The sequence below is a fragment of the Aromatoleum sp. genome, from assembly GCF_032027225.1.
GTDB lineage: Bacteria > Pseudomonadota > Gammaproteobacteria > Burkholderiales > Rhodocyclaceae > Aromatoleum.
Window position 1 is genome coordinate 202,169 of record NZ_JAVSMM010000003.1, and the last position, 18,065, is coordinate 220,233.

The 18,065-nt window shown below is 62.2% G+C and carries 16 protein-coding genes and 6 tRNA genes; 20 read left to right on the forward strand and 2 right to left on the reverse strand.

All coding sequences use genetic code 11. From position 1 onward, the window contains the following. Positions 1-138: 138 nt before the first annotated feature. The 12 genes from ROZ37_RS05720 (at position 139) to ROZ37_RS05775 (ending at position 7,484) form a co-directional block, all read left to right on the forward strand. Positions 139-879, forward strand: coding sequence for a beta-ketoacyl-ACP reductase (locus tag ROZ37_RS05720; protein WP_312658180.1), 741 nt, complete (start codon positions 139-141; stop codon positions 877-879). 137 nt (positions 880-1,016) lie between these two features. Next, entirely contained in the window at positions 1,017-1,655 is a 639-nt protein-coding gene (gene phaR / locus ROZ37_RS05725) for a polyhydroxyalkanoate synthesis repressor PhaR (RefSeq protein WP_312658181.1), read from the forward strand. A gap of 54 nt (positions 1,656-1,709) precedes the next feature. Further along, complete coding sequence (rimO, locus tag ROZ37_RS05730; RefSeq protein ID WP_312658183.1) at positions 1,710-3,041, forward strand: 30S ribosomal protein S12 methylthiotransferase RimO; 1,332 nt, start codon at positions 1,710-1,712, stop codon at positions 3,039-3,041. After that, complete coding sequence (gene rssA, locus ROZ37_RS05735) at positions 3,038-3,991, forward strand: patatin-like phospholipase RssA (RefSeq protein ID WP_312658318.1); 954 nt, start codon at positions 3,038-3,040, stop codon at positions 3,989-3,991. The genes rimO and rssA overlap by 4 nt, the downstream gene beginning before the upstream one ends. Positions 3,992-4,007: 16 nt before the next feature. Beyond that, positions 4,008-5,414, forward strand: a complete 1,407-nt coding sequence (locus ROZ37_RS05740; protein ID WP_312658319.1) for an FAD-binding oxidoreductase — start codon at positions 4,008-4,010, stop codon at positions 5,412-5,414. Positions 5,415-5,486: 72 nt separating this feature from the next. Next, positions 5,487-5,562 (forward strand) — tRNA-Ala (locus tag ROZ37_RS05745). Between the two features lie 18 nt (positions 5,563-5,580). Further along, positions 5,581-5,656 (forward strand) — tRNA-Glu (locus ROZ37_RS05750). A gap of 67 nt (positions 5,657-5,723) precedes the next feature. Next, a tRNA-Asp gene (locus ROZ37_RS05755) sits at positions 5,724-5,800 on the forward strand. A 112-nt stretch (positions 5,801-5,912) separates the two neighbouring features. Beyond that, positions 5,913-5,988: transfer RNA gene (locus ROZ37_RS05760), tRNA-Ala, on the forward strand. Between the two features lie 17 nt (positions 5,989-6,005). Further along, positions 6,006-6,081, forward strand: a tRNA-Glu gene (locus ROZ37_RS05765). 67 nt (positions 6,082-6,148) lie between these two features. Beyond that, a tRNA-Asp gene (locus tag ROZ37_RS05770) sits at positions 6,149-6,225 on the forward strand. A gap of 407 nt (positions 6,226-6,632) precedes the next feature. Beyond that, the gene (locus tag ROZ37_RS05775; protein ID WP_312658186.1) at positions 6,633-7,484 is read left to right on the forward strand and encodes a 3-hydroxybutyryl-CoA dehydrogenase; all 852 of its coding nucleotides are present in this window, start codon (positions 6,633-6,635) and stop codon (positions 7,482-7,484) included. Between the two features lie 212 nt (positions 7,485-7,696). On the opposite strand, the gene rho is transcribed toward ROZ37_RS05775, so the two are convergent. Both rho and trxA read right to left on the reverse strand, forming a co-directional pair. Further along, on the reverse strand, positions 7,697-8,956 hold the full coding sequence (gene rho / locus ROZ37_RS05780; protein WP_312658187.1) for a transcription termination factor Rho: 1,260 nt from the start codon (positions 8,954-8,956) through the stop codon (positions 7,697-7,699). 135 nt (positions 8,957-9,091) lie between these two features. After that, on the reverse strand, positions 9,092-9,418 hold the full coding sequence (trxA, locus tag ROZ37_RS05785) for a thioredoxin TrxA (RefSeq protein ID WP_312658188.1): 327 nt from the start codon (positions 9,416-9,418) through the stop codon (positions 9,092-9,094). A gap of 275 nt (positions 9,419-9,693) precedes the next feature. Here trxA and fdxA point away from each other — a divergent pair, with 275 nt between their 5' ends. From fdxA to ROZ37_RS05825, 8 genes are all read left to right on the forward strand, one after another. Continuing rightward, on the forward strand, positions 9,694-10,017 hold the full coding sequence (gene fdxA / locus ROZ37_RS05790) for a ferredoxin FdxA (RefSeq protein ID WP_312658190.1): 324 nt from the start codon (positions 9,694-9,696) through the stop codon (positions 10,015-10,017). A gap of 149 nt (positions 10,018-10,166) precedes the next feature. Next, entirely contained in the window at positions 10,167-10,625 is a 459-nt protein-coding gene (locus ROZ37_RS05795) for a CBS domain-containing protein (RefSeq protein ID WP_312658320.1), read from the forward strand. A 186-nt stretch (positions 10,626-10,811) separates the two neighbouring features. Beyond that, positions 10,812-12,476, forward strand: a complete 1,665-nt coding sequence (locus ROZ37_RS05800) for an AMP-binding protein (protein ID WP_312658191.1) — start codon at positions 10,812-10,814, stop codon at positions 12,474-12,476. A gap of 261 nt (positions 12,477-12,737) precedes the next feature. Then, positions 12,738-14,405: an acetolactate synthase large subunit gene (ilvB, locus tag ROZ37_RS05805; RefSeq protein WP_312658193.1), complete on the forward strand. Its 1,668-nt coding sequence runs from the start codon at positions 12,738-12,740 to the stop codon at positions 14,403-14,405. A gap of 1 nt (position 14,406) precedes the next feature. Then, complete coding sequence (ilvN, locus tag ROZ37_RS05810; RefSeq protein WP_312658195.1) at positions 14,407-14,721, forward strand: acetolactate synthase small subunit; 315 nt, start codon at positions 14,407-14,409, stop codon at positions 14,719-14,721. A 104-nt stretch (positions 14,722-14,825) separates the two neighbouring features. After that, positions 14,826-15,965, forward strand: a complete 1,140-nt coding sequence (gene aroC / locus ROZ37_RS05815; RefSeq protein WP_312658197.1) for a chorismate synthase — start codon at positions 14,826-14,828, stop codon at positions 15,963-15,965. A 56-nt stretch (positions 15,966-16,021) separates the two neighbouring features. Next, positions 16,022-17,188 (forward strand): MFS transporter, encoded by a 1,167-nt coding sequence (locus ROZ37_RS05820; protein ID WP_312658199.1) that lies wholly within the window; start codon positions 16,022-16,024, stop codon positions 17,186-17,188. A 29-nt stretch (positions 17,189-17,217) separates the two neighbouring features. Further along, entirely contained in the window at positions 17,218-18,000 is a 783-nt protein-coding gene (locus tag ROZ37_RS05825; RefSeq protein ID WP_312658322.1) for a M48 family metallopeptidase, read from the forward strand. Positions 18,001-18,065 lie beyond the last annotated feature (65 nt).

The following is an 18,065-nucleotide window of genomic DNA, read 5'->3' on the forward strand; positions in this document are numbered from 1 at the left end:
ACGGGCGGTTGTGCCCTATAATCGGCGCACTTCGCAATAGCGAACCTACGGATTCGTTCAACTGGGGAACGGGGCAGACAGCTAAGGCTGCGATCGCCTGTTGTTTCTCATCACCGATTGCTGCAAGAGGATTGCAAGATGGTACAGAAAGTCGCACTCGTAACCGGCGCGATGGGCGGTCTGGGCACCGCCATTTGCCAGGCTCTGGCCAAGGACGGCATGACCGTCGTCGCGAACTGTCTGCCCGGTTTCCCGCAGAAGGATGAGTGGCTCGCCCGCCAGAAGGAATTGGGCTTCGAATTCGTTGCAGCCGAAGGCGACGTCTCCGACTACGAGTCGTGCAAGGCGATGGTCGGCAAGATCGAGTCCGAGGTCGGCCCGATCGACGTCCTCGTGAACAACGCCGGCATCACGCGCGACAAGTTCTTCCCCAAGATGGAAAAGGCGCAGTGGGACGCGGTGATCAACACCAACCTCAACAGCCTCTTCAACGTGACGCATCACATTTCGCCCAAGATGGCGGAGCGCGGTTGCGGACGGATCATCAACATCTCGTCGGTCAACGGTGTCAAGGGGCAGGCCGGCCAGACGAACTATTCGACCGCAAAAGCCGGTGTGCTCGGTTTCACGAAAGCGCTCGCCGCCGAACTCGCGACCAAGGGCGTCACGGTCAATGCGATCGCCCCGGGTTACATCGGTACCGACATGGTGATGGCGATCCGCGAAGACATCCGGCAGGGCATCATCGACACGGTGCCGATGAAGCGGCTCGGCAAGCCGGAAGAAATCGGCGCCCTTTGCTCGTATCTCGCATCGGACCTCGCCGGTTATGTGACCGGCGCGACGATCAATATCAACGGCGGCCTCCACATGTGCTGAGTCGGCATTGGCCGTATCCCTCGTGAATGCGGAGCCCCGCCGAATGGCGGGGCTTTTGCTTAGCGGCGCGGTATAATTTTGTGCACACGCAAATACGCATAGAGCGGAAACCACCGCCGCCGAGGAGAATAGCGAACATGGCCGGATCTGCCCGCCTCATCAAGAAGTACCCCAACCGCCGTTTGTACGACACGCGGACGAGCTCGTATATAACGCTCGCCGACGTGAAGGAACTGGTCGTCGGGCGGGAGGAGTTTCAGGTCGTTGACGCGAAGACCGGTGAAGATCTCACTCGGAGCATCCTGCTGCAGATCATTCTCGAGGAAGAGGCGGGCGGCGCGCCGATGTTCACCAGCGACCTGCTCGCGCACATGATCCGCTTCTACGGCAACGCGACGCAGGGGATGATGGGCAAGTACCTCGAGAACAACATCAAGGCGTTCACCGAGATGCAGGGAAAGCTCCAGGAGCAGGCCCAGGCGATCTACGGTGAAAACAGCCCGATCAGCCAGGATCTGTGGGCGCAGTTCCTGAACTTCCAGGGACCGGCGTTGCAAAGCGTGATGGGCACCTACGTCGAGCAGAGCAAAAAGATGTTCTCGCAGATGCAGGAGCAGATCGAAAGCCAGACCCGCAACATCTTTACCGGCTTTCCGTTCCCGAATTACACCCCGGCCGCGAAGGAGCCGCAGGCGCCCAGACAGGGGCCGGCGGAAGAGAAGAACGAGGGCCCGGATTCCAGCACCGGCAAGGGCGGCCGTCCCGTCCAGAAATAAGGCGAACCCGCGCATCGACGTTCGACGTCGCTGCAGCGGGTTCCGGCAGAGAGCATGAAGCAACAGAAACTCCAGGGCGTGCCGCGAGTCGGCTTCGTCTCGCTCGGATGTCCGAAGGCAACTGTGGATTCCGAGCACATCCTTACGCGCCTGCGGGCCGAGGGTTACGACATCTCGGGCAACTACGACGATGCGGATCTCGTCGTCGTCAATACCTGCGGCTTCATCGACGCGGCGGTCGAGGAATCCCTCGACGCGATCGGCGAGGCGCTGGCCGAGAACGGGAAAGTGATCGTCACCGGCTGCCTCGGCGCGAAGGACGACGTCGTGCTGGCAGCGCATCCCCAGGTTCTCGCCGTGACCGGCCCCCACGCGACCGACGCCGTGATGAAGGCCGTACATCACCATCTGCCGAAGCCGCACGACCCGTTCACCGATCTCGTTCCGCCACAGGGCATTCGGCTGACGCCGAATCACTATGCGTACCTGAAGATTTCGGAAGGCTGCAACCACCGCTGTTCGTTCTGCATCATCCCGTCGATGCGCGGCGATCTGGTCAGCCGCCCGATCCACGAGGTCATGCGCGAGGCGGAATCGCTCGTCGATGCCGGTGTCAAGGAATTGCTCGTCGTGTCCCAGGACACGAGCGCGTACGGTGTCGACACGAAATACCGGACCGGATTCTGGAACGGACGGCCGCTGAAGACACGACTGCTCGATCTCGCAAAGGCGCTCGGCGAACTGGGCGTGTGGGTACGGATGCATTACGTCTATCCGTATCCGAGCGTCGACGAACTGATTCCGCTGATGGCCGAGGGCAAGATCCTGCCGTATCTCGACGTGCCTTTCCAGCACGCGAGCCCGCGGATCCTCAAGGCGATGAAGCGTCCGGCAAACGCCGAGAACGTTCTCGAGCGCGTCCGCAAGTGGCGGAGCATCTGCCCCGATCTGACGATTCGTTCGACCTTCATCACCGGTTTTCCGGGTGAAACCGACGAGGATTTCGAGGAATTGCTGAGGTTTCTCGAGGAGGCTCAGCTCGATCGCGTCGGTGCGTTCGCCTACTCGCCGGTCGAGGGCGCGGAAGCGAATCGTCTGGAGAATCCCGTGCCCGAAGAGCTGCGCGAAGAGCGGCGTCAGCGCCTGATGGAATTCCAGGAAGACATCTCGACGCAGCGGCTCGAACGCTGGATCGACAGGGAGGTCACGGTGCTCGTCGAAGAGGTGGATGACGAAGGCGCGGTCGCGCGATCTCCCGGCGATGCACCCGAGATCGACGGGCTCGTCATTATCCCGAACGGCGAGGGTTTGGAGCCGGGGCAATTCACGCGCGTGCGCATCACCGACTGCGACGTGCACGATCTCTACGCCGAGCCGCTGAACTGACTTCCGTCCCCACGGCCACTGAGCCGACCCCGCTCCACTCCGGCCGACACGGGCCGGTAATCGGCTTGGCATTGGGCGGAGGGGCGGCGCGGGGCTGGGCACATTTGGGCGTCCTGAGGGCGCTGGCGAAAGAAGAGATCGAGCCGCAGGTGGTCGCCGGATGCTCGATCGGGGCTTTCGTCGGCGCGGCCTACGCGGCAGGTGATCTCGCCAAGCTCACGGACTGGGCGCGATCGCTGAAGTGGCAGGACGTCGTATCTCTGCTCGACGTGAGCCTGCGCGGCGGATTGATCCGCGGACAGAAGCTCATTCAGTTTTTCGAGCGCAATTTCGTCGATCGTGATTTTTCGGCTCTCGAGTTGCCTTTCGCCTGTGTTGCGACGGAACTCGAAACGGGGCGTGAGTTCTGGCTGCGCGAGGGTAGCGTCTCGAAAGCGGTGCGCGCCTCGATTGCGCTTCCCGGCCTTCTTGCCCCGATCGTTCACGAAGGACGGCTCCTCGTCGACGGCGGGCTCGTGAATCCGGTGCCGGTGTCGCTTTGCCGTGCGATGGGCGCCGACATCGTGATCGCGGTCGACCTCGGATCGGACGTCGTCGGCCGATCCTGGCGCCATGCTCCCGCCGAGCAGGAGAGGGGGGGCGGCTGGACGGAGCGCCTGCTCGGCCGCCTCGGCTTCGTCGGGAACGGTGCTTCGGGAAATGGTCAAACGTCCGTTAGCGAACCTACCCTGCCTTCGTTACTGACTGTGCTGACGAGCAGCATCAACATCATGCAGGTGCGCATCGCACGCAGCCGCCTTGCGGGGGAGCCTGCCGACGTGCAACTTTCGCCCCGTCTCGGTCATCTCCGGCCGATGGATTTCCATCGCGCAGAGGAGGCGATCATCGAAGGGGAGGCGGCGGTGGAACGGATGATTTCGGCCCTGCGACATGGTCTCGGCCGACCCTGACGGGAGACGCCAGGCTATGAACGAACTTCTCGGTTCCCTCGTTGCGGCAGTCGGCGAATCCCACGTCCTGACCGACGTCGTCGACATGGCACCCCATCTCACGGACTGGCGGGGACGGTATACCGGCTCGGCCCTCGCGGTCGTGAAGCCCGGCAGTACTGCCGAAGTGGCGGCCGTTGTCCGGGCGTGTGTGGCTGCAAACGTGGCGATGGTCCCGCAGGGCGGCAATACCGGCCTGTGCGGCGGCGCAACGCCGTTGGCCGACGGCGCCTCGGTCGTCATCAATTTGTCGCGTCTGAACCGCATCCGGAGCATCGACCCGCTCAACGACACGATCGTCGTCGAGGCAGGTTGCACCTTGGGCGCGCTCCAGGAGGCGGCTGCCGGAGCCGATCGCCTTTTCCCGCTCTCGCTTGCGTCCGAAGGGAGTTGCGAAGTCGGCGGCAACCTCTCGACGAATGCCGGCGGCGTTCATGTGCTGCGCTACGGGAACATGCGCGACCTGGTGCTCGGGCTCGAAGTCGTTCTGCCCGACGGACGCGTCTGGGACGGATTGCGGGGCTTGCGCAAGGACAACACGGGCTACGACCTGAAGCAGCTCTTTATAGGTGCCGAGGGCACCCTCGGCATCATCACGGCCGCAGTACTCGAGCTTTTCCCCCGGCCGCGGATCCACGCCACGGCATGGGTCAGCGTCGCGAGTCCCGCTGCAGCGGTTGAGCTGCTGGGGCAGCTGCGCCAGCGCTGCGGAGACCGTGTCGCGGCGTTCGAAATCGCCGCCAGTTCGGCTGTCCAGCTCGTCTTGAAGCATATCCCGGGGGCGCGGCCGCCCCTTGGGGGCGACCCGGCATGGAGCGTCTTGATCGAACTGGAGGACGCGGCACAGGACGCAGCGCTCAACGACCTCCTCGAGTGCGAGCTGGGCGAAGCGGTCGATGCCGGACTCGTCACCGACGCGGTGCTCGCAACGAGTCTCTCGCAGGCTGAGGCGCTGTGGGCATTGAGGGAAAACATATCCGAGGCCCAGAGGGTCGAGGGCGTGAGCATCAAGCACGACATTTCGGTTCCAGTCAGTCGCATCCCGGAATTCATCGAACGTGCCGATGCGGCGCTCCTGCGGGTCTGGCCGGACCTGCGAATCGTCACCTTCGGACACATCGGCGACGGTAACCTGCACTACAACCTTTCCAAGCCCGATGTATTGCAGAACGCCGACTTCATTGATCGGACGGCCGAGGTCAACCGAATCGTCCACGACCTGGTGGTTGAACTCGGCGGTTCCATTTCCGCCGAACACGGCCTCGGCCAACTCAAGCGCACCGAGATCGTCCGCTATAAATCGGAGGTTGAGCTCGACCTGATGCGAACGATCAAGCGGAGCCTCGACCCTGCCGGATTGATGAATCCGGGCAAGGTCGTTTGAATCGCGAATTTCATGCAAAACAGGCTTTACAGCCATTCAGTGGCGCCCTATAATGCGCGCTCTTTCGGGCAAGGGGGTATAGCTCAGCTGGGAGAGCGCTTGCATGGCATGCAAGAGGTCAGCGGTTCGATCCCGCTTACCTCCACCAACGAAAGAGATTGACGAAGTCCCCATCGTCTAGAGGCCTAGGACACCGCCCTTTCACGGCGATAACCGGGGTTCGAATCCCCGTGGGGACGCCAAATACAATGCGGCGGGTCACGATGACGAGTCGCTAACCGACGAGAACTCGTCGGCGCAGGTTGAAATGGAGTGGTAGTTCAGTTGGTTAGAATACCGGCCTGTCACGCCGGGGGTCGCGGGTTCGAGTCCCGTCCACTCCGCCAGTTTCATCTCAGGGAGGAAGCTCTCTGATGCTTCAAGAGCAGGTCAGGCAAGAAATCGAACTTTTGATACTTGCGGGTTGCAGGTACGGAAGCTAGAATGCGCAGCTCTGTTGGGGGTATAGCTCAGCTGGGAGAGCGCTTGCATGGCATGCAAGAGGTCAGCGGTTCGATCCCGCTTACCTCCACCAACGGAAGAATCGACGAAGTCCCCATCGTCTAGAGGCCTAGGACACCGCCCTTTCACGGCGATAACCGGGGTTCGAATCCCCGTGGGGACGCCAGATACAATGCGGCGCGTCATGATGACGAGTCGCAAACCGGCGAGAAATTGTCGGAGCAGGTCGAATTGGAGTGGTAGTTCAGTTGGTTAGAATACCGGCCTGTCACGCCGGGGGTCGCGGGTTCGAGTCCCGTCCACTCCGCCAACACTGAAAAGGAGCCTTCGGGCTCCTTTTTTTTTGTGCTTCCGATACCGAATAGCGCCTCAGCATCGTCGTTGTCGCCCTGGGGCGGTCGTAGGGCCAGCGCCTGTTCCCGGGGGCGGACCCGCTGCTCGCTTCGGCTAGGAGAGGGGGGAGGACAACGGGGTGTAGTGTGGCGATTCGTATTGTGGGAGCGCTGAGTGCGTCTCCCCGTTTTCTCCCTTCTCGTCTTTGTACATATGGGCGGTGATCCTGACTGTCCCCGAAGCAGGCGGTGAAGCGCTGTCTTCTCCGTCCTCGCATCGCTCGCCGCGAGCCGTCGAATTGCGTTAAAGTCCGCCCGTACGCTCTGGTATGGCCCGAGTAAGGTGCCCTCCGGAGGTGCGACAACAATAGGAGCGGAACAGACGATGAGTTTGAAGAAAATCGGGGTGGTGGGCGCCGGAACGATGGGCAATGGCATAACGCAGGCCTTTGCGGTGGCGGGTTTCGACGTCGTGATGAACGATGTGGCCGACGCGGCAGTGCAACGGGGGCTCGCGACGCTTTCGGGAAGTCTTGATCGTCTGATCAAGAAGGAGAAGATGACCGCGGCCCAGAAGACCGAGGTGCTCGGTCGGATAAGTACTTCGACCGAGCTTTCCGCTCTCGCCGATTGTGACCTGGTCATCGAAGCGGCGACCGAGAACCTTCCGGTCAAGCTTAAGTTGTTCGCCCAGATCGACTCGACGGTGAAGCCGGAGGCGATCATTGCGAGTAATACTTCGTCGATTTCGATTACCAAACTTGCCGCTTCGACGGGGCGCGGTGACAGGGTGATCGGCATGCACTTTTTCAACCCGGTGCCGATGATGGCGCTCGTTGAAGTGATCCGCGGTCTGCAGACCTCCGATGAGACCTACGGCGCAGTCGAGGCTGTTGCGAAAGCGGTCGGCAAGACGCCGGTGCAGATCCGCAACAGCCCCGGTTTCGTCGTCAATCGGATGCTGTGTCCGATGATCAATGAAGCCATCTTCGCGCTCGGGGAAGGCCTGGCAACGGCCGCAGAGATCGACGAGGCGATGAAACTCGGCTGCAATCATCCGGTGGGACCGCTCGCCTTGTGCGACATGATCGGACTGGATGTCGAACTGGCGGTGATGCAAGTGCTGTTCGAGGGCTTCAAGGATCCGAAGTACCGTCCGGCTCCGTTGCTCGTGGAGATGGTGGAGGCGGGTTATCTCGGGCGCAAGGCGGGGAAGGGCTTCTTCGATTACCGGTAAGCCCTGTCGGTTGGCGCTCAACGGGGAGAAGTTCAGCGCCGGCTCTGCAGTGCGCGGGAGGCCGATCGCCGCCGTTCCCACTGCGCCCCGGGAAGGCGCCGTGTCGAATTGCAGATGACGCCCGGGATCTGTCCGAAGTACCTGAACTCAAAAAAAACGCCACCGGAAACAGGTGGCGTTTTTGTTGCGCGAGCCGGCTGCAGTTCTAAGTATCAGCCGCGGCGCATTGCGTCGAAGAACTCCCCGTTGTTTTTCGTCGCCTTGATCTTGTCGAGCAGAAACTCCATCGCATCGATGTCGTCCATGCCGTACAGCAGTTTGCGCAGAATCCAGACTTTCTGAAGGATGTCCGGTTTCATCAGTAACTCTTCGCGGCGCGTTCCGGAGCGGTTGACGTTGATCGCCGGGTACACCCGCTTTTCCGCCATCCGCCGATCGAGGTGCAATTCCATGTTGCCGGTGCCCTTGAATTCCTCGTAGATGACGTCGTCCATCCGGCTGCCGGTGTCGATCAGTGCCGTGGCGATGATCGTCAGCGAACCGCCTTCCTCGATGTTCCTCGCCGCTCCGAAGAAGCGCTTCGGCTTTTGCAGCGCGTTGGCATCCACGCCGCCGGTAAGAACCTTTCCGGACGCAGGGACGACGGTGTTGTAGGCGCGCGCCAGTCGGGTCAGCGAGTCGAGAAGGATGACGACGTCCTTCTTGTGCTCGGTAAGCCGTTTCGCTTTCTCGATCACCATCTCGGCGACTTGGACGTGACGCGAGGCCGGCTCGTCGAAGGTGGAGGCAACGACCTCTCCCTTTACCGAGCGCTGCATTTCGGTCACTTCTTCGGGTCGTTCGTCGATCAGCAGGACGATTACGACCACGTCCGGGTGGTTCGCCGAAATCGCATGCGCAATGTGCTGCAGCATGACCGTTTTCCCGCTCTTCGGCGGCGCGACGAGGAGGCCGCGTTGCCCCTTGCCGATGGGGGCGACGATGTCGATGATCCGGCTGGTGATGTTTTCCTCGCCGCGAATGTCGCGCTCGAGTTTCATGCATTCGTTCGGGTGCAGCGGGGTCAGATTCTCGAACAGGATCTTGTGCTTGCACGCCTCGGGCGGCTGGCCGTTGATCTTGTCGAGCTTGACGAGCGCGAAGTAGCGCTCCCCGTCCTTCGGTGTGCGAATTTCGCCCTCGATCGTGTCGCCAGTATGCAGATTGAAACGTCGTATCTGCGACGGCGAGACGTAGATGTCATCCGTACCGGCAAGATACGAAATATCCGGCGAGCGCAGGAATCCGAAGCCGTCCGGCAGCACTTCGAGTGCGCCATCGCCATAGATCGGTTCGCCCTTCTTCGCCCGATTCTTGAGCAGGGCGAAAACGAGCTCCTGTTTCCTGAGTCGGTTCGCACCGTCGATTTCGTTGGCGATTGCCATTTCCAGCAATTGGCTGACGTGGAGAGACTTGAGCTCCGATAGTTGCATGGCGAGAGGGCGCGACGGGGCGCTATTGGATAATGCGGGGTGAAGGGAGAATCAGGAAGGGAGCGATTGCGGCGCCGGGAATTCCGGCAAGGCGCGGGTAGGCGCCGCAGAAACGAAGCGGGACTCTAGTCCGAGTCAGAGGTTGCTGTCAATGAATGCCGTCAGCTGCGATTTGGACAGCGCCCCGACTTTGGTCGCTTCGACGTTTCCGCCCTTGAAGAGCATCAGGGTCGGGATGCCGCGGATCCCGAACTTGGCCGGCGTATCCTGGTTTTCATCGATATTCAGCTTCGCGACTTTCAGCTTGCCGGCGTATTCCTTCGCGACGTCGTCCAGGATCGGCGCGATCATCTTGCACGGACCGCACCACTCCGCCCAGTAATCGACCAGGACCGGGGTCTCCGACTGCAGCACTTCGGCTTCGAAGCTGCCGTCGGTAACGTAATGAATATGCTCGCTCATGTTTCCTCGCGTGACGGGTTGCGGATTTGCTTAGGATGGGGAGTGCGGGCCGGTGTCGGCCCGATCGACGAGGGCGGGTTCACGCCCCCGAGATGAAGTTTCTGAAAAGTTATGCCAACCCGGGGCCAACGTCAAGAAGTTCTCCGGCGACCAAGGCGCACGGCCTGTCCACCTGCTATGGCCCTCGTGGCTAAGCAGCGACGCTCTCGGCTATATTGTGAGAAATACCGGTGCCGTCCCGATGCCCCGGAAAATGACGATCTGGAGTTTGAGCGATGACCTATGTTGTGACCGAAGCCTGCATCCGTTGCAAGTACACGGACTGTGTGGATGTCTGCCCCGTCGACTGTTTTCGCGAGGGCGCGAATTTTCTCGTGATCGACCCGACCGAATGCATCGATTGCACCCTTTGCGTCGCCGAGTGCCCGGTCGAGGCGATCTTCTCCGAAGACGACGTCCCGGACGGTCAGCGCCATTTCATCGCGCTTAACGCTGAACTCGCCGCCCAGTGGAAGCCGATCGTCGAACGCAAGGATCCGCTTCCCGACGCCGAGGAATGGGCCAAACGCACGGACAAGCTCGACGAACTCGAGCGGTAGTCGGCGCGACTGCCGCGACACGTTCTCACCCGTCGGGCGCGGATTTGGACAGCGCGACGTGGCGGGGTGAGACGTCGGTTTGAAGCCTTTTCGCACTCACGGCGATGCACTAACATGGCGCACAGATGAATTACAAAAAGGGGGGTGCGATGCTGGTAAGCGAAATTCTCGCGATCAAGGGCAAGGTCCTCTACACGATCAGCCCGGTCAAGAGCATGGGCGAAGCGGTGGCGATCATGACCGAGCAGGACGTCGGATCGCTGGTCGTCTTCTCGCAGGGTCAGATGACCGGAATGCTCACGTTCCGCGAGGTGCTCCGTGCGGTCCACAAGGGCGGGTCGGCCTGGGCGGAAATGACCGTCGAAGAAGCAATGTTGTCCGGACCGTTGTCTGCGTCGCCGAACATGGAAATGGACGAGTTGCGGCGGCAGATGGTCGATCATCACCAGCGTTATCTGCCGGTGATGGATGGACACACGCTGCTCGGCGTCGTTTCTTTTCATGACGTCGCGAAAGCCGTGCTCGAAGAGCAGAGTTTCGAGAACCGGATGCTGAAGAACTACATCCGTAACTGGCCCCTCGAGGCCGGCGAAGCCGAAGAGCAGTAAGCGGCAAATCCGGCTGTTCTTTCCCCGGTGTCGGCGGGGAAGAATGCTCGGGAACAAGAGCGCCGTGCGAACCGCCGCCGAAATCTGCAGCTTGAAAGGCGGTGGCCGTCTTCTGTCGTCGTGATGCACGAGGAATCGTAGCCGGGGCAAGGCGCCGGCCGCGTTTTCCAACTCGCTGAGGACATCGTGGACAAGATCTGGCTGCAGAGCTATCCGCGCGGGATTCCGGCCGACATCGATGCGGACGAATTTGCGTCGATCGGAGACCTGTTCACGCGGAGCGTGAAGCAATTCGGAGCGCGGACGGCCTACATCAACATGGGCAAAGCGCTCACGTATGCGGACGTCGATCGCCTGTCCGCCGCGTTTGCCGGCTTCCTGCAGGGCGTACTCAAGCTCCCCAAGGGCGCACGGGTCGCGCTGATGATGCCCAATGTGCTGCAGTATCCGATCGCGATGTTCGGCGCACTGCGGGTCGGCTACACCGTCGTCAACGTCAATCCGCTGTATACCGCGCGCGAACTCGAGCACCAGCTTCGGGACTCGGGCGCCGATACGGTGGTCGTCGTCGAGAACTTCGCCAGCACGCTCGAGCAGGTTTTGGCGAAGGTCGAAATTCGAAACGTCATCGTTACGAGCCTCGGCGAAATGCTCGGATTTCCGAAGAGCCTGCTCGTCGATTTCGTGGTCCGCCGGATAAAGAAACTGGTACCGACATGGAAAATTCCGGGGCATATCGGCTTTACGACGGCGCTGTCACAAGGGGAGGCTGTCCCCCTCGAGCCCGTTGCGGTGACGCATGACGACATCGCTTACCTGCAATATACCGGCGGCACGACCGGGACCGCCAAGGGCGCCGTTCTCACACATCGAAATATCATCGCCAACCTTCAACAAGCGCACGCATGGATCAAGCCTTTTCTGAACCATGAGGAACTCATCATCACCGCGCTGCCGCTTTATCACATCTTTTCGCTGACCGCGAATTGCCTGACGTTTTTCAAGATCGGCGCGACAAACGTCCTAATCACGAATCCTCGCGATATTCCGGGTTTCGTGAAGGAACTGGGAAAGTACAAATTCACCGCGATTACCGGTGTCAATACACTATTCAACGCGCTGTTGAACAACCCGAATTTCGCGCGTCTCGATTTCTCAAGGCTTCACATCACGCTCGGCGGGGGCATGGCAGTGCAGCAGGCGGTCGCGGAGCGGTGGCGCTCCGTTACGGGGAAGTCGCTTGTCGAAGCGTACGGCCTGACCGAAACTTCTCCGGCTGTGACGATCAATCCGCTCGATTTGGCGGCTTTCAATCACTCGATCGGCTTGCCGGTGCCGTCGACGGACATCAGCATCCGCGGCGACGACGGAAGCGAAGTCCTTCCGGGGCAACCCGGAGAACTTTGCGTGCGTGGACCGCAGGTAATGCGCGAATACTGGAACCGGCCCGCGGACACCGCGAACGCGTTCACGCCGGACGGTTTCCTGCGCACGGGCGACATCGCGACCATCGACGAAAAGGGTTATCTCCGAATCGTCGATCGCAAGAAGGACATGGTCCTCGTGTCCGGCTTCAATGTATTCCCCAATGAAGTGGAAGACGTGATCGCGAGTCATCCGGGTGTGCTCGAGGTTGCGGCGGTCGGGGTGCCCAACGAGCGTACGGGTGAGACGGTCAAGGTCTTCATCGTGAGAAGGGATCCATCGTTGACGGAGGAGCAGGTGATCGCTCATTGCCGCAAGAACCTGTCGGCATACAAGGTGCCGCACTTCGTCGAATTCCGTGACGAATTGCCGAAGACGAACGTCGGCAAGATCCTTCGACGCGCGTTGCGGGACGGCGAGGCGTGACCGCGAAACCTGCTTGTCTTCCGTTACGGACCGTAGTTAGAATGTCTCCGTTACCCCGTGCGTGATGCAATGAAGCGTCTTTCCCTTTCCCTCGTCGTAGTTCTGTCGGTACGCGTAGTAGTAGGCGTAGGCAGGCACGCGTCTTAGGGCAAGGACACACGGGCAACACCGAATCCAACCCCCGCCGGCGCGAGTCCGGCGGGGGTTTTGTTTTTTGTGCCGCCGGTTCTTGCTCCCGAACGCTATCGAAAGGAGAAGGAAATGATGCAGATGACCGGCGCCGAATTGATTCTGCGCTTACTCGAGCGACAGGGCGTCCACACCGTCAGCGGTATTCCCGGCGGCGCGATCCTGCCGTTCTACGACGCGTTGGGTGCGAGTCCGACGGTCCGTCATGTACTCGCCCGTCACGAACAGGGCGCGGGTTTCATGGCGCAGGGCATGGCCCGCGTGTCGGGGCAGCCGGAAGTCTGTCTCGCATCGAGCGGGCCGGGCGCGACGAACCTCCTCACAGCGATCGCCGATGCGAGCCTCGATTCGATTCCGATGGTCGCGATCACCGGGCAGGTGCCGTTGTCGATGATCGGCACGGATGCGTTCCAGGAGGTCGATATCTACGGCATGACCGTGCCGATCACGAAGCACAATTTTCTTGTCCGTTCTGCGGCCGAACTGCTCGACGTGATTCCCGAGGCATTCCGGATCGCGATGTCGGGGCGTCCGGGACCGGTGCTGGTCGATGTGCCGAAGGACGTGCAGAACCAGCGGATCGAATTCGATTCGTTCCCGCCGCCGGCGGTTCCGGACGTTCGGCCGCAGCTCGATCAACGTGCGATCGACGAGGCGGCCCGGATGATCGACGCGGCCGAGCGGCCGGTCCTGTATCTCGGAGGCGGCGTGATCCACGCCGGCGCGGCTGAGCAGGCGGTCGCCTTCGCGGAGCACGCCGGGCTGCCGACGACGATGACGCTGATGGCGCTCGGGACGATGCCGGTCGACCACCCCTTGTCGATCGGCATGCTCGGCATGCATGGAGCGCGGTACACGAATTTCATCCTCGAGGAGTCCGATCTCCTGATCTGTGTCGGTGCTCGCTTCGACGATCGGGCGATCGGCAAGGCGACCGAGTTCTGTCCGCGGGCGAAGATCGTGCACGTCGACATCGACCCGTCCGAACTGCACAAGATCAAGACGGCGCACGTGGCGATCAACGGCGACGTCGCGACGGTTCTCGAGGCTTTGATGCCGCGCGTGAAAGCACGGCTGCGCAAGCGTTGGCTGGCGCACGTCGAGAGCCTCAAGACGCGCTTCCCCTTGCAGATGCCGGGCGTCGACGACCCGCGCAACCACTACGGCCTGATCCAGGCGGTTGCGGCGTCGGTCGGTGACGATGCGATCGTCGCGACCGACGTGGGCCAGCACCAGATGTGGGTCGCCCAGGCTTATCCGTTCCGCCGGCCGCGCCAGTGGCTGACGTCAGGAGGGCTCGGCACGATGGGCTTCGGCCTGCCTGCCGCAATCGGGGCCGCGCTCGCCGCGCCCGATCGCACCGTCGTCTGCTTTACCGGCGACGGCAGCTTCAAGATGAACATTCAGGAACTCGCGACGCTCGCCGAAGAAGGGCTGAACGTGAAGATCGTGCTGATGAACAACAATTCGCTCGGCCTCGTGTATCAGCAGCAGAGCCTTTTTTACGGCAAGCGGACATTCGCGTCGAAGTACCGTGCCGCGCCGGATTTCGTGAAGATCGCCGAGGGTTTCGGTATTCCCGCGCTCGATCTCGATCTCGTCGACAACCCGCGCGCAAGTCTGACCCAGGCGCTGCGTGCGCCGGGGCCGTGCCTGATCCACGCGTCGATCGATCGCGAGGAGTTCGTTTACCCGATGGTGCCACCCGGCGCCGCCAACGCCGCAATGATCGGAGGCTGAAATGATCGAACAAGTTGCCGAACCACTCCAGCAGGCCGGTTTTGCGAAAGTCGTGCTCGAACTCGAAGTCAACAACCATGCTGGTGTGATGAGCCATATCTGCAATCTTTTCGCGCGACGCGCCTTCAACGTCGAGGGAATCCTGTGCATGCCGATGCCCGATACGAGCCGCAGCCGGATCTGGCTGCTCGTGTTCGAGGATCAGCGCTTGGAGCAAATGGTGCTGCAGCTCGAAAAGCTCGTCGATGTGCTGTCGGTACGGCGTCATGGCGCCGAGCATGAGGTGTTCGAGCGCCTGGAGAAATTCTTCCGCTAATCGGACGCGACCAGGGTATTGACGGAAATGGCGCCGGAAGGAGCGGTTCGCCGCTGTGTTAGACTTCCGGCTCCCTCCCGTCTCCGTTTTCAGTCGAGATTCCGATGTCCGGCAATACCTTAGGCAAGCTCTTCTGCGTCACCTCCTTCGGCGAATCTCACGGACCGGCGATTGGATGCGTCGTCGACGGCTGTCCGCCGGGGCTTGCAATTTCGGCGGCCGAAATCCAGGTGGAGCTCGACCGGCGCAAGCCGGGCACGTCGCGCCATGTGACGCAGCGGCGCGAACCGGACGAAGTGGAGATCCTTTCCGGGGTTTTCGAAGGCGTGACGACGGGTACGCCGATCGCGCTCCTGATCCGCAACCAGGACCAGCGCTCGCGCGATTACGGGAACATCGCGGAAACCTTCCGCCCCGGTCACGCGGATTACGCCTATTGGCAGAAGTACGGCATCCGGGATCATCGCGGCGGCGGTCGTGCGTCGGCGCGTGAAACCGCGGTGCGGGTCGCAGCGGGCGCAATCGCGCGGAAGTGGCTGCACCGCCAATATGGAATCGTCATTCGCGGCTTCATGTCGCAACTGGGCCCCATCGAGATTCCCTTCGTCGACTGGGACGAAGTGGACCGCAACCCGTTCTTCGCGCCGAATGCGGGCGTCGTTCCCGAGCTCGAGGCCTACATGGACGAGCTGCGCAAGTCGGGCGATTCCGTCGGGGCACGGGTGGACGTGGTCGCGACCGGTGTCCCGGTGGGCTGGGGCGAGCCGGTGTACGACCGGCTGGATGCCGACATCGCATACGCGATGATGGGCATCAACGCGGTCAAGGGCGTCGAGATCGGCGCGGGATTCGAGAGCGCCGTGCAGCGCGGCACGGAACACTCGGACGAGATGACGCCGGCGGGATTCCTTTCGAACAATGCGGGTGGCGTCCTCGGCGGTATTTCGACCGGCCAGGACGTGCTCGTGAGTCTCGCGATCAAGCCGACCTCGAGCATCCGCCTCGACCGCCGCTCGATCGACAAGCAGGGCGAAGCGGCGGTGGTGAATACGCACGGTCGCCACGATCCTTGCGTCGGCATCCGCGCAACCCCGATCGCGGAGGCGATGCTGGCGCTGGTTCTGATCGACCATGCATTGCGCCATCGCGCGCAGTGCGGCGACGTGGACTGTTCGACCCCGAAGATCGCGAGGCTTGCGCCGGAAGGCGTGCAGCGGGTTCCCGCGCCGAAACGCTCGGTGTGAGACCGCGGCGTCCTTGCGGGCAGCGCGGCCCGGCGGGGCACGCATAAGGTCGGAATGTGCGCGACTTCCCGTACTGGCGGCTGTCCGCCTATTACTTCTTCTATTTCGGCTTCATTGGCGCGTTCTCGCCGTACTTCACGCTCTACCTTCAGTCGATAGACCTCACCGCCACCGACATCGCGATCCTGATGTCGCTGATGCAGGTCATGCGCGTCGTCGCGCCGAATATGTGGGGCTGGTTCGCGGAACATTTCGGACGCCGGCTGTTGATCATCCGTCTGTCGGCGATCGCGAGCCTCGCGGGCTTCGCGCTTTTCTTCGTCACGACGGAGTTCGCCGGGCTGTTCGTCGCGATGGCAGCGATGGCATTTTTCTGGAGCGCAGCGCTTCCGCTGGCCGAAAGCCTGACGTTTGCGCACCTCGACAGCGAGGCGAGCCGCTACGGCAGCGTCCGCGTGTGGGGTTCGATCGGCTTCGTCGTCGCGGTTCTCGCGATCGGCTACCTGCTCGATTTCATGCCGATCGATGCGGTGCTGTGGATCAACACGCTCGTGTTCGTCGGCATCGCGATCTGCGCGTTCGCGTTGCCGGAGGCTGCGAGGGCCCCGGCGCATCGCGAGGGGGCGAGCATGCGGGAGACGCTCCGACGTCCCGAAGTGCGGGCACTCCTCGGCGCGTGCTTCTTCATGTCGGCGGCGCACGGCGCGCTTTACGTGTTCTATTCGATCTATCTCGTCGATAACGGCTACGGCAAGTCCTTCGTCGGCTGGATGTGGACGCTTGGTGTGCTCGCGGAAATCGCCGTGTTCATGCTGATGCCGCGTCTGATGCGGCGCTTTTCGATGCGCAGCATCCTGATTTGCGCGTTCGCCTGCGCGGTGCTTCGATTCGCGATGATCGGTTGGGGCGTCGAGTCTCTCCTGTTGCTCGTGATCGCGCAGCTGCTGCACGGTGCAACTTTCGGTGCGTATCACGCCGCGGCGATCGCCGCAGTGAACCAGTGGTTCCCCGGCAAGCTCCAATCGCGGGGGCAGGCGCTTTACGGGAGCGTGTCGTTCGGCGCGGGAGGCATGCTGGGCGGGCTGTTGAGCGGATTCACGTGGGAGACGATCGGTCCGGCCTGGACCTATACTCTCGGCTCGGCTTTCGCGCTCGGCGGACTGATCTGGCTGGTCCGCGGGTGGCGGCCGGAGCTTGCAGCGAACGGAGGAAGGGTAGCGTGAACAATCGTTGGAAACGGAATGCGGCCGCGATGATCGTGGCGTTCGCCGTCGTCGGATGTCAGAGCGTGCAGACGACGCGCGGCGGGACGGTCGGCGTGGATCGCGGGCAGATGATGATGGTTTCGGCCGCGGAGATCGAGCAGGCTTCCAGCAAGCAGTACCACGAGGTGCTGGCCGAGGCGCGGGCGAAGGGGCGGCTCAACCGCGACCCGGCCCAGGTCGCACGCGTCCGTGCGATCTCCAATCGGCTGATCCCGCAGGCGGCGACGTTCCGCCCGGATGCGGCCAACTGGCAGTGGGAAGTCAACGTCCTCGAATCGGACGAACTCAATGCTTGGTGCATGGCCGGCGGCAAGATGGCGATTTACTCCGGCCTGATCGAGCAGCTGAAACTGACCGACGACGAGATCGCCGCGGTGATGGGCCACGAAATGGCGCACGCGTTGCGGGAGCACGTGCGCGAGCAGGTCTCGAAGTCGATGGCGACCGGGCTCGGCCTATCGGTCGCCGGCGCCTTGCTCGGCGTCGGCCAGGCAGGGCAGGAGCTGATGAACATGGTCAGCAAGGTCACGTTCGAGTTGCCGAATTCCCGCTTGCACGAGGTCGAGGCCGACCGGATCGGTGTCGAGCTGGCCGCGCGGGCAGGGTATGACCCGCGGGCCGCCGTCGGTCTGTGGGACAAGATGGCGGCACGGGCCGACGGCGCGCCGCCGCAGTGGCTGTCGACGCACCCCGCGCATGCAAATCGTCAGAAGGATCTCGCCGAATACGCCGCCCGCGTAATGCCGCTGTACGAAGCCGCCCGTCGCTGACGGATCCCGCGCCGCCCGTGCTATTCAGGCTGCGCCCCCTGTGAAATAATCAGTCTCTTTTCTCT

Excerpts from the sequence above, each read along its gene's own strand:
- phaR (WP_312658181.1), top strand. The coding sequence starts at position 1,017 with ATGGCCGGATCTGCCCGCCTCATCAAGAAGTACCCCAACCGCCGTTTG.
- trxA (WP_312658188.1), bottom strand. The coding sequence starts at position 9,418 with ATGAGCGAGCATATTCATTACGTTACCGACGGCAGCTTCGAAGCCGAA.
- ROZ37_RS05720 (WP_312658180.1), top strand. The coding sequence starts at position 139 with ATGGTACAGAAAGTCGCACTCGTAACCGGCGCGATGGGCGGTCTGGGC.
- ROZ37_RS05775 (WP_312658186.1), top strand. The coding sequence starts at position 6,633 with ATGAGTTTGAAGAAAATCGGGGTGGTGGGCGCCGGAACGATGGGCAAT.
- ROZ37_RS05825 (WP_312658322.1), top strand. The coding sequence starts at position 17,218 with ATGATCGTGGCGTTCGCCGTCGTCGGATGTCAGAGCGTGCAGACGACG.
- ilvB (WP_312658193.1), top strand. The coding sequence starts at position 12,738 with ATGATGCAGATGACCGGCGCCGAATTGATTCTGCGCTTACTCGAGCGA.
- rimO (WP_312658183.1), top strand. The coding sequence starts at position 1,710 with ATGAAGCAACAGAAACTCCAGGGCGTGCCGCGAGTCGGCTTCGTCTCG.
- rho (WP_312658187.1), bottom strand. The coding sequence starts at position 8,956 with ATGCAACTATCGGAGCTCAAGTCTCTCCACGTCAGCCAATTGCTGGAA.
- ROZ37_RS05795 (WP_312658320.1), top strand. The coding sequence starts at position 10,167 with ATGCTGGTAAGCGAAATTCTCGCGATCAAGGGCAAGGTCCTCTACACG.
- ROZ37_RS05740 (WP_312658319.1), top strand. The coding sequence starts at position 4,008 with ATGAACGAACTTCTCGGTTCCCTCGTTGCGGCAGTCGGCGAATCCCAC.
- fdxA (WP_312658190.1), top strand. The coding sequence starts at position 9,694 with ATGACCTATGTTGTGACCGAAGCCTGCATCCGTTGCAAGTACACGGAC.
- ilvN (WP_312658195.1), top strand. The coding sequence starts at position 14,407 with ATGATCGAACAAGTTGCCGAACCACTCCAGCAGGCCGGTTTTGCGAAA.
- aroC (WP_312658197.1), top strand. The coding sequence starts at position 14,826 with ATGTCCGGCAATACCTTAGGCAAGCTCTTCTGCGTCACCTCCTTCGGC.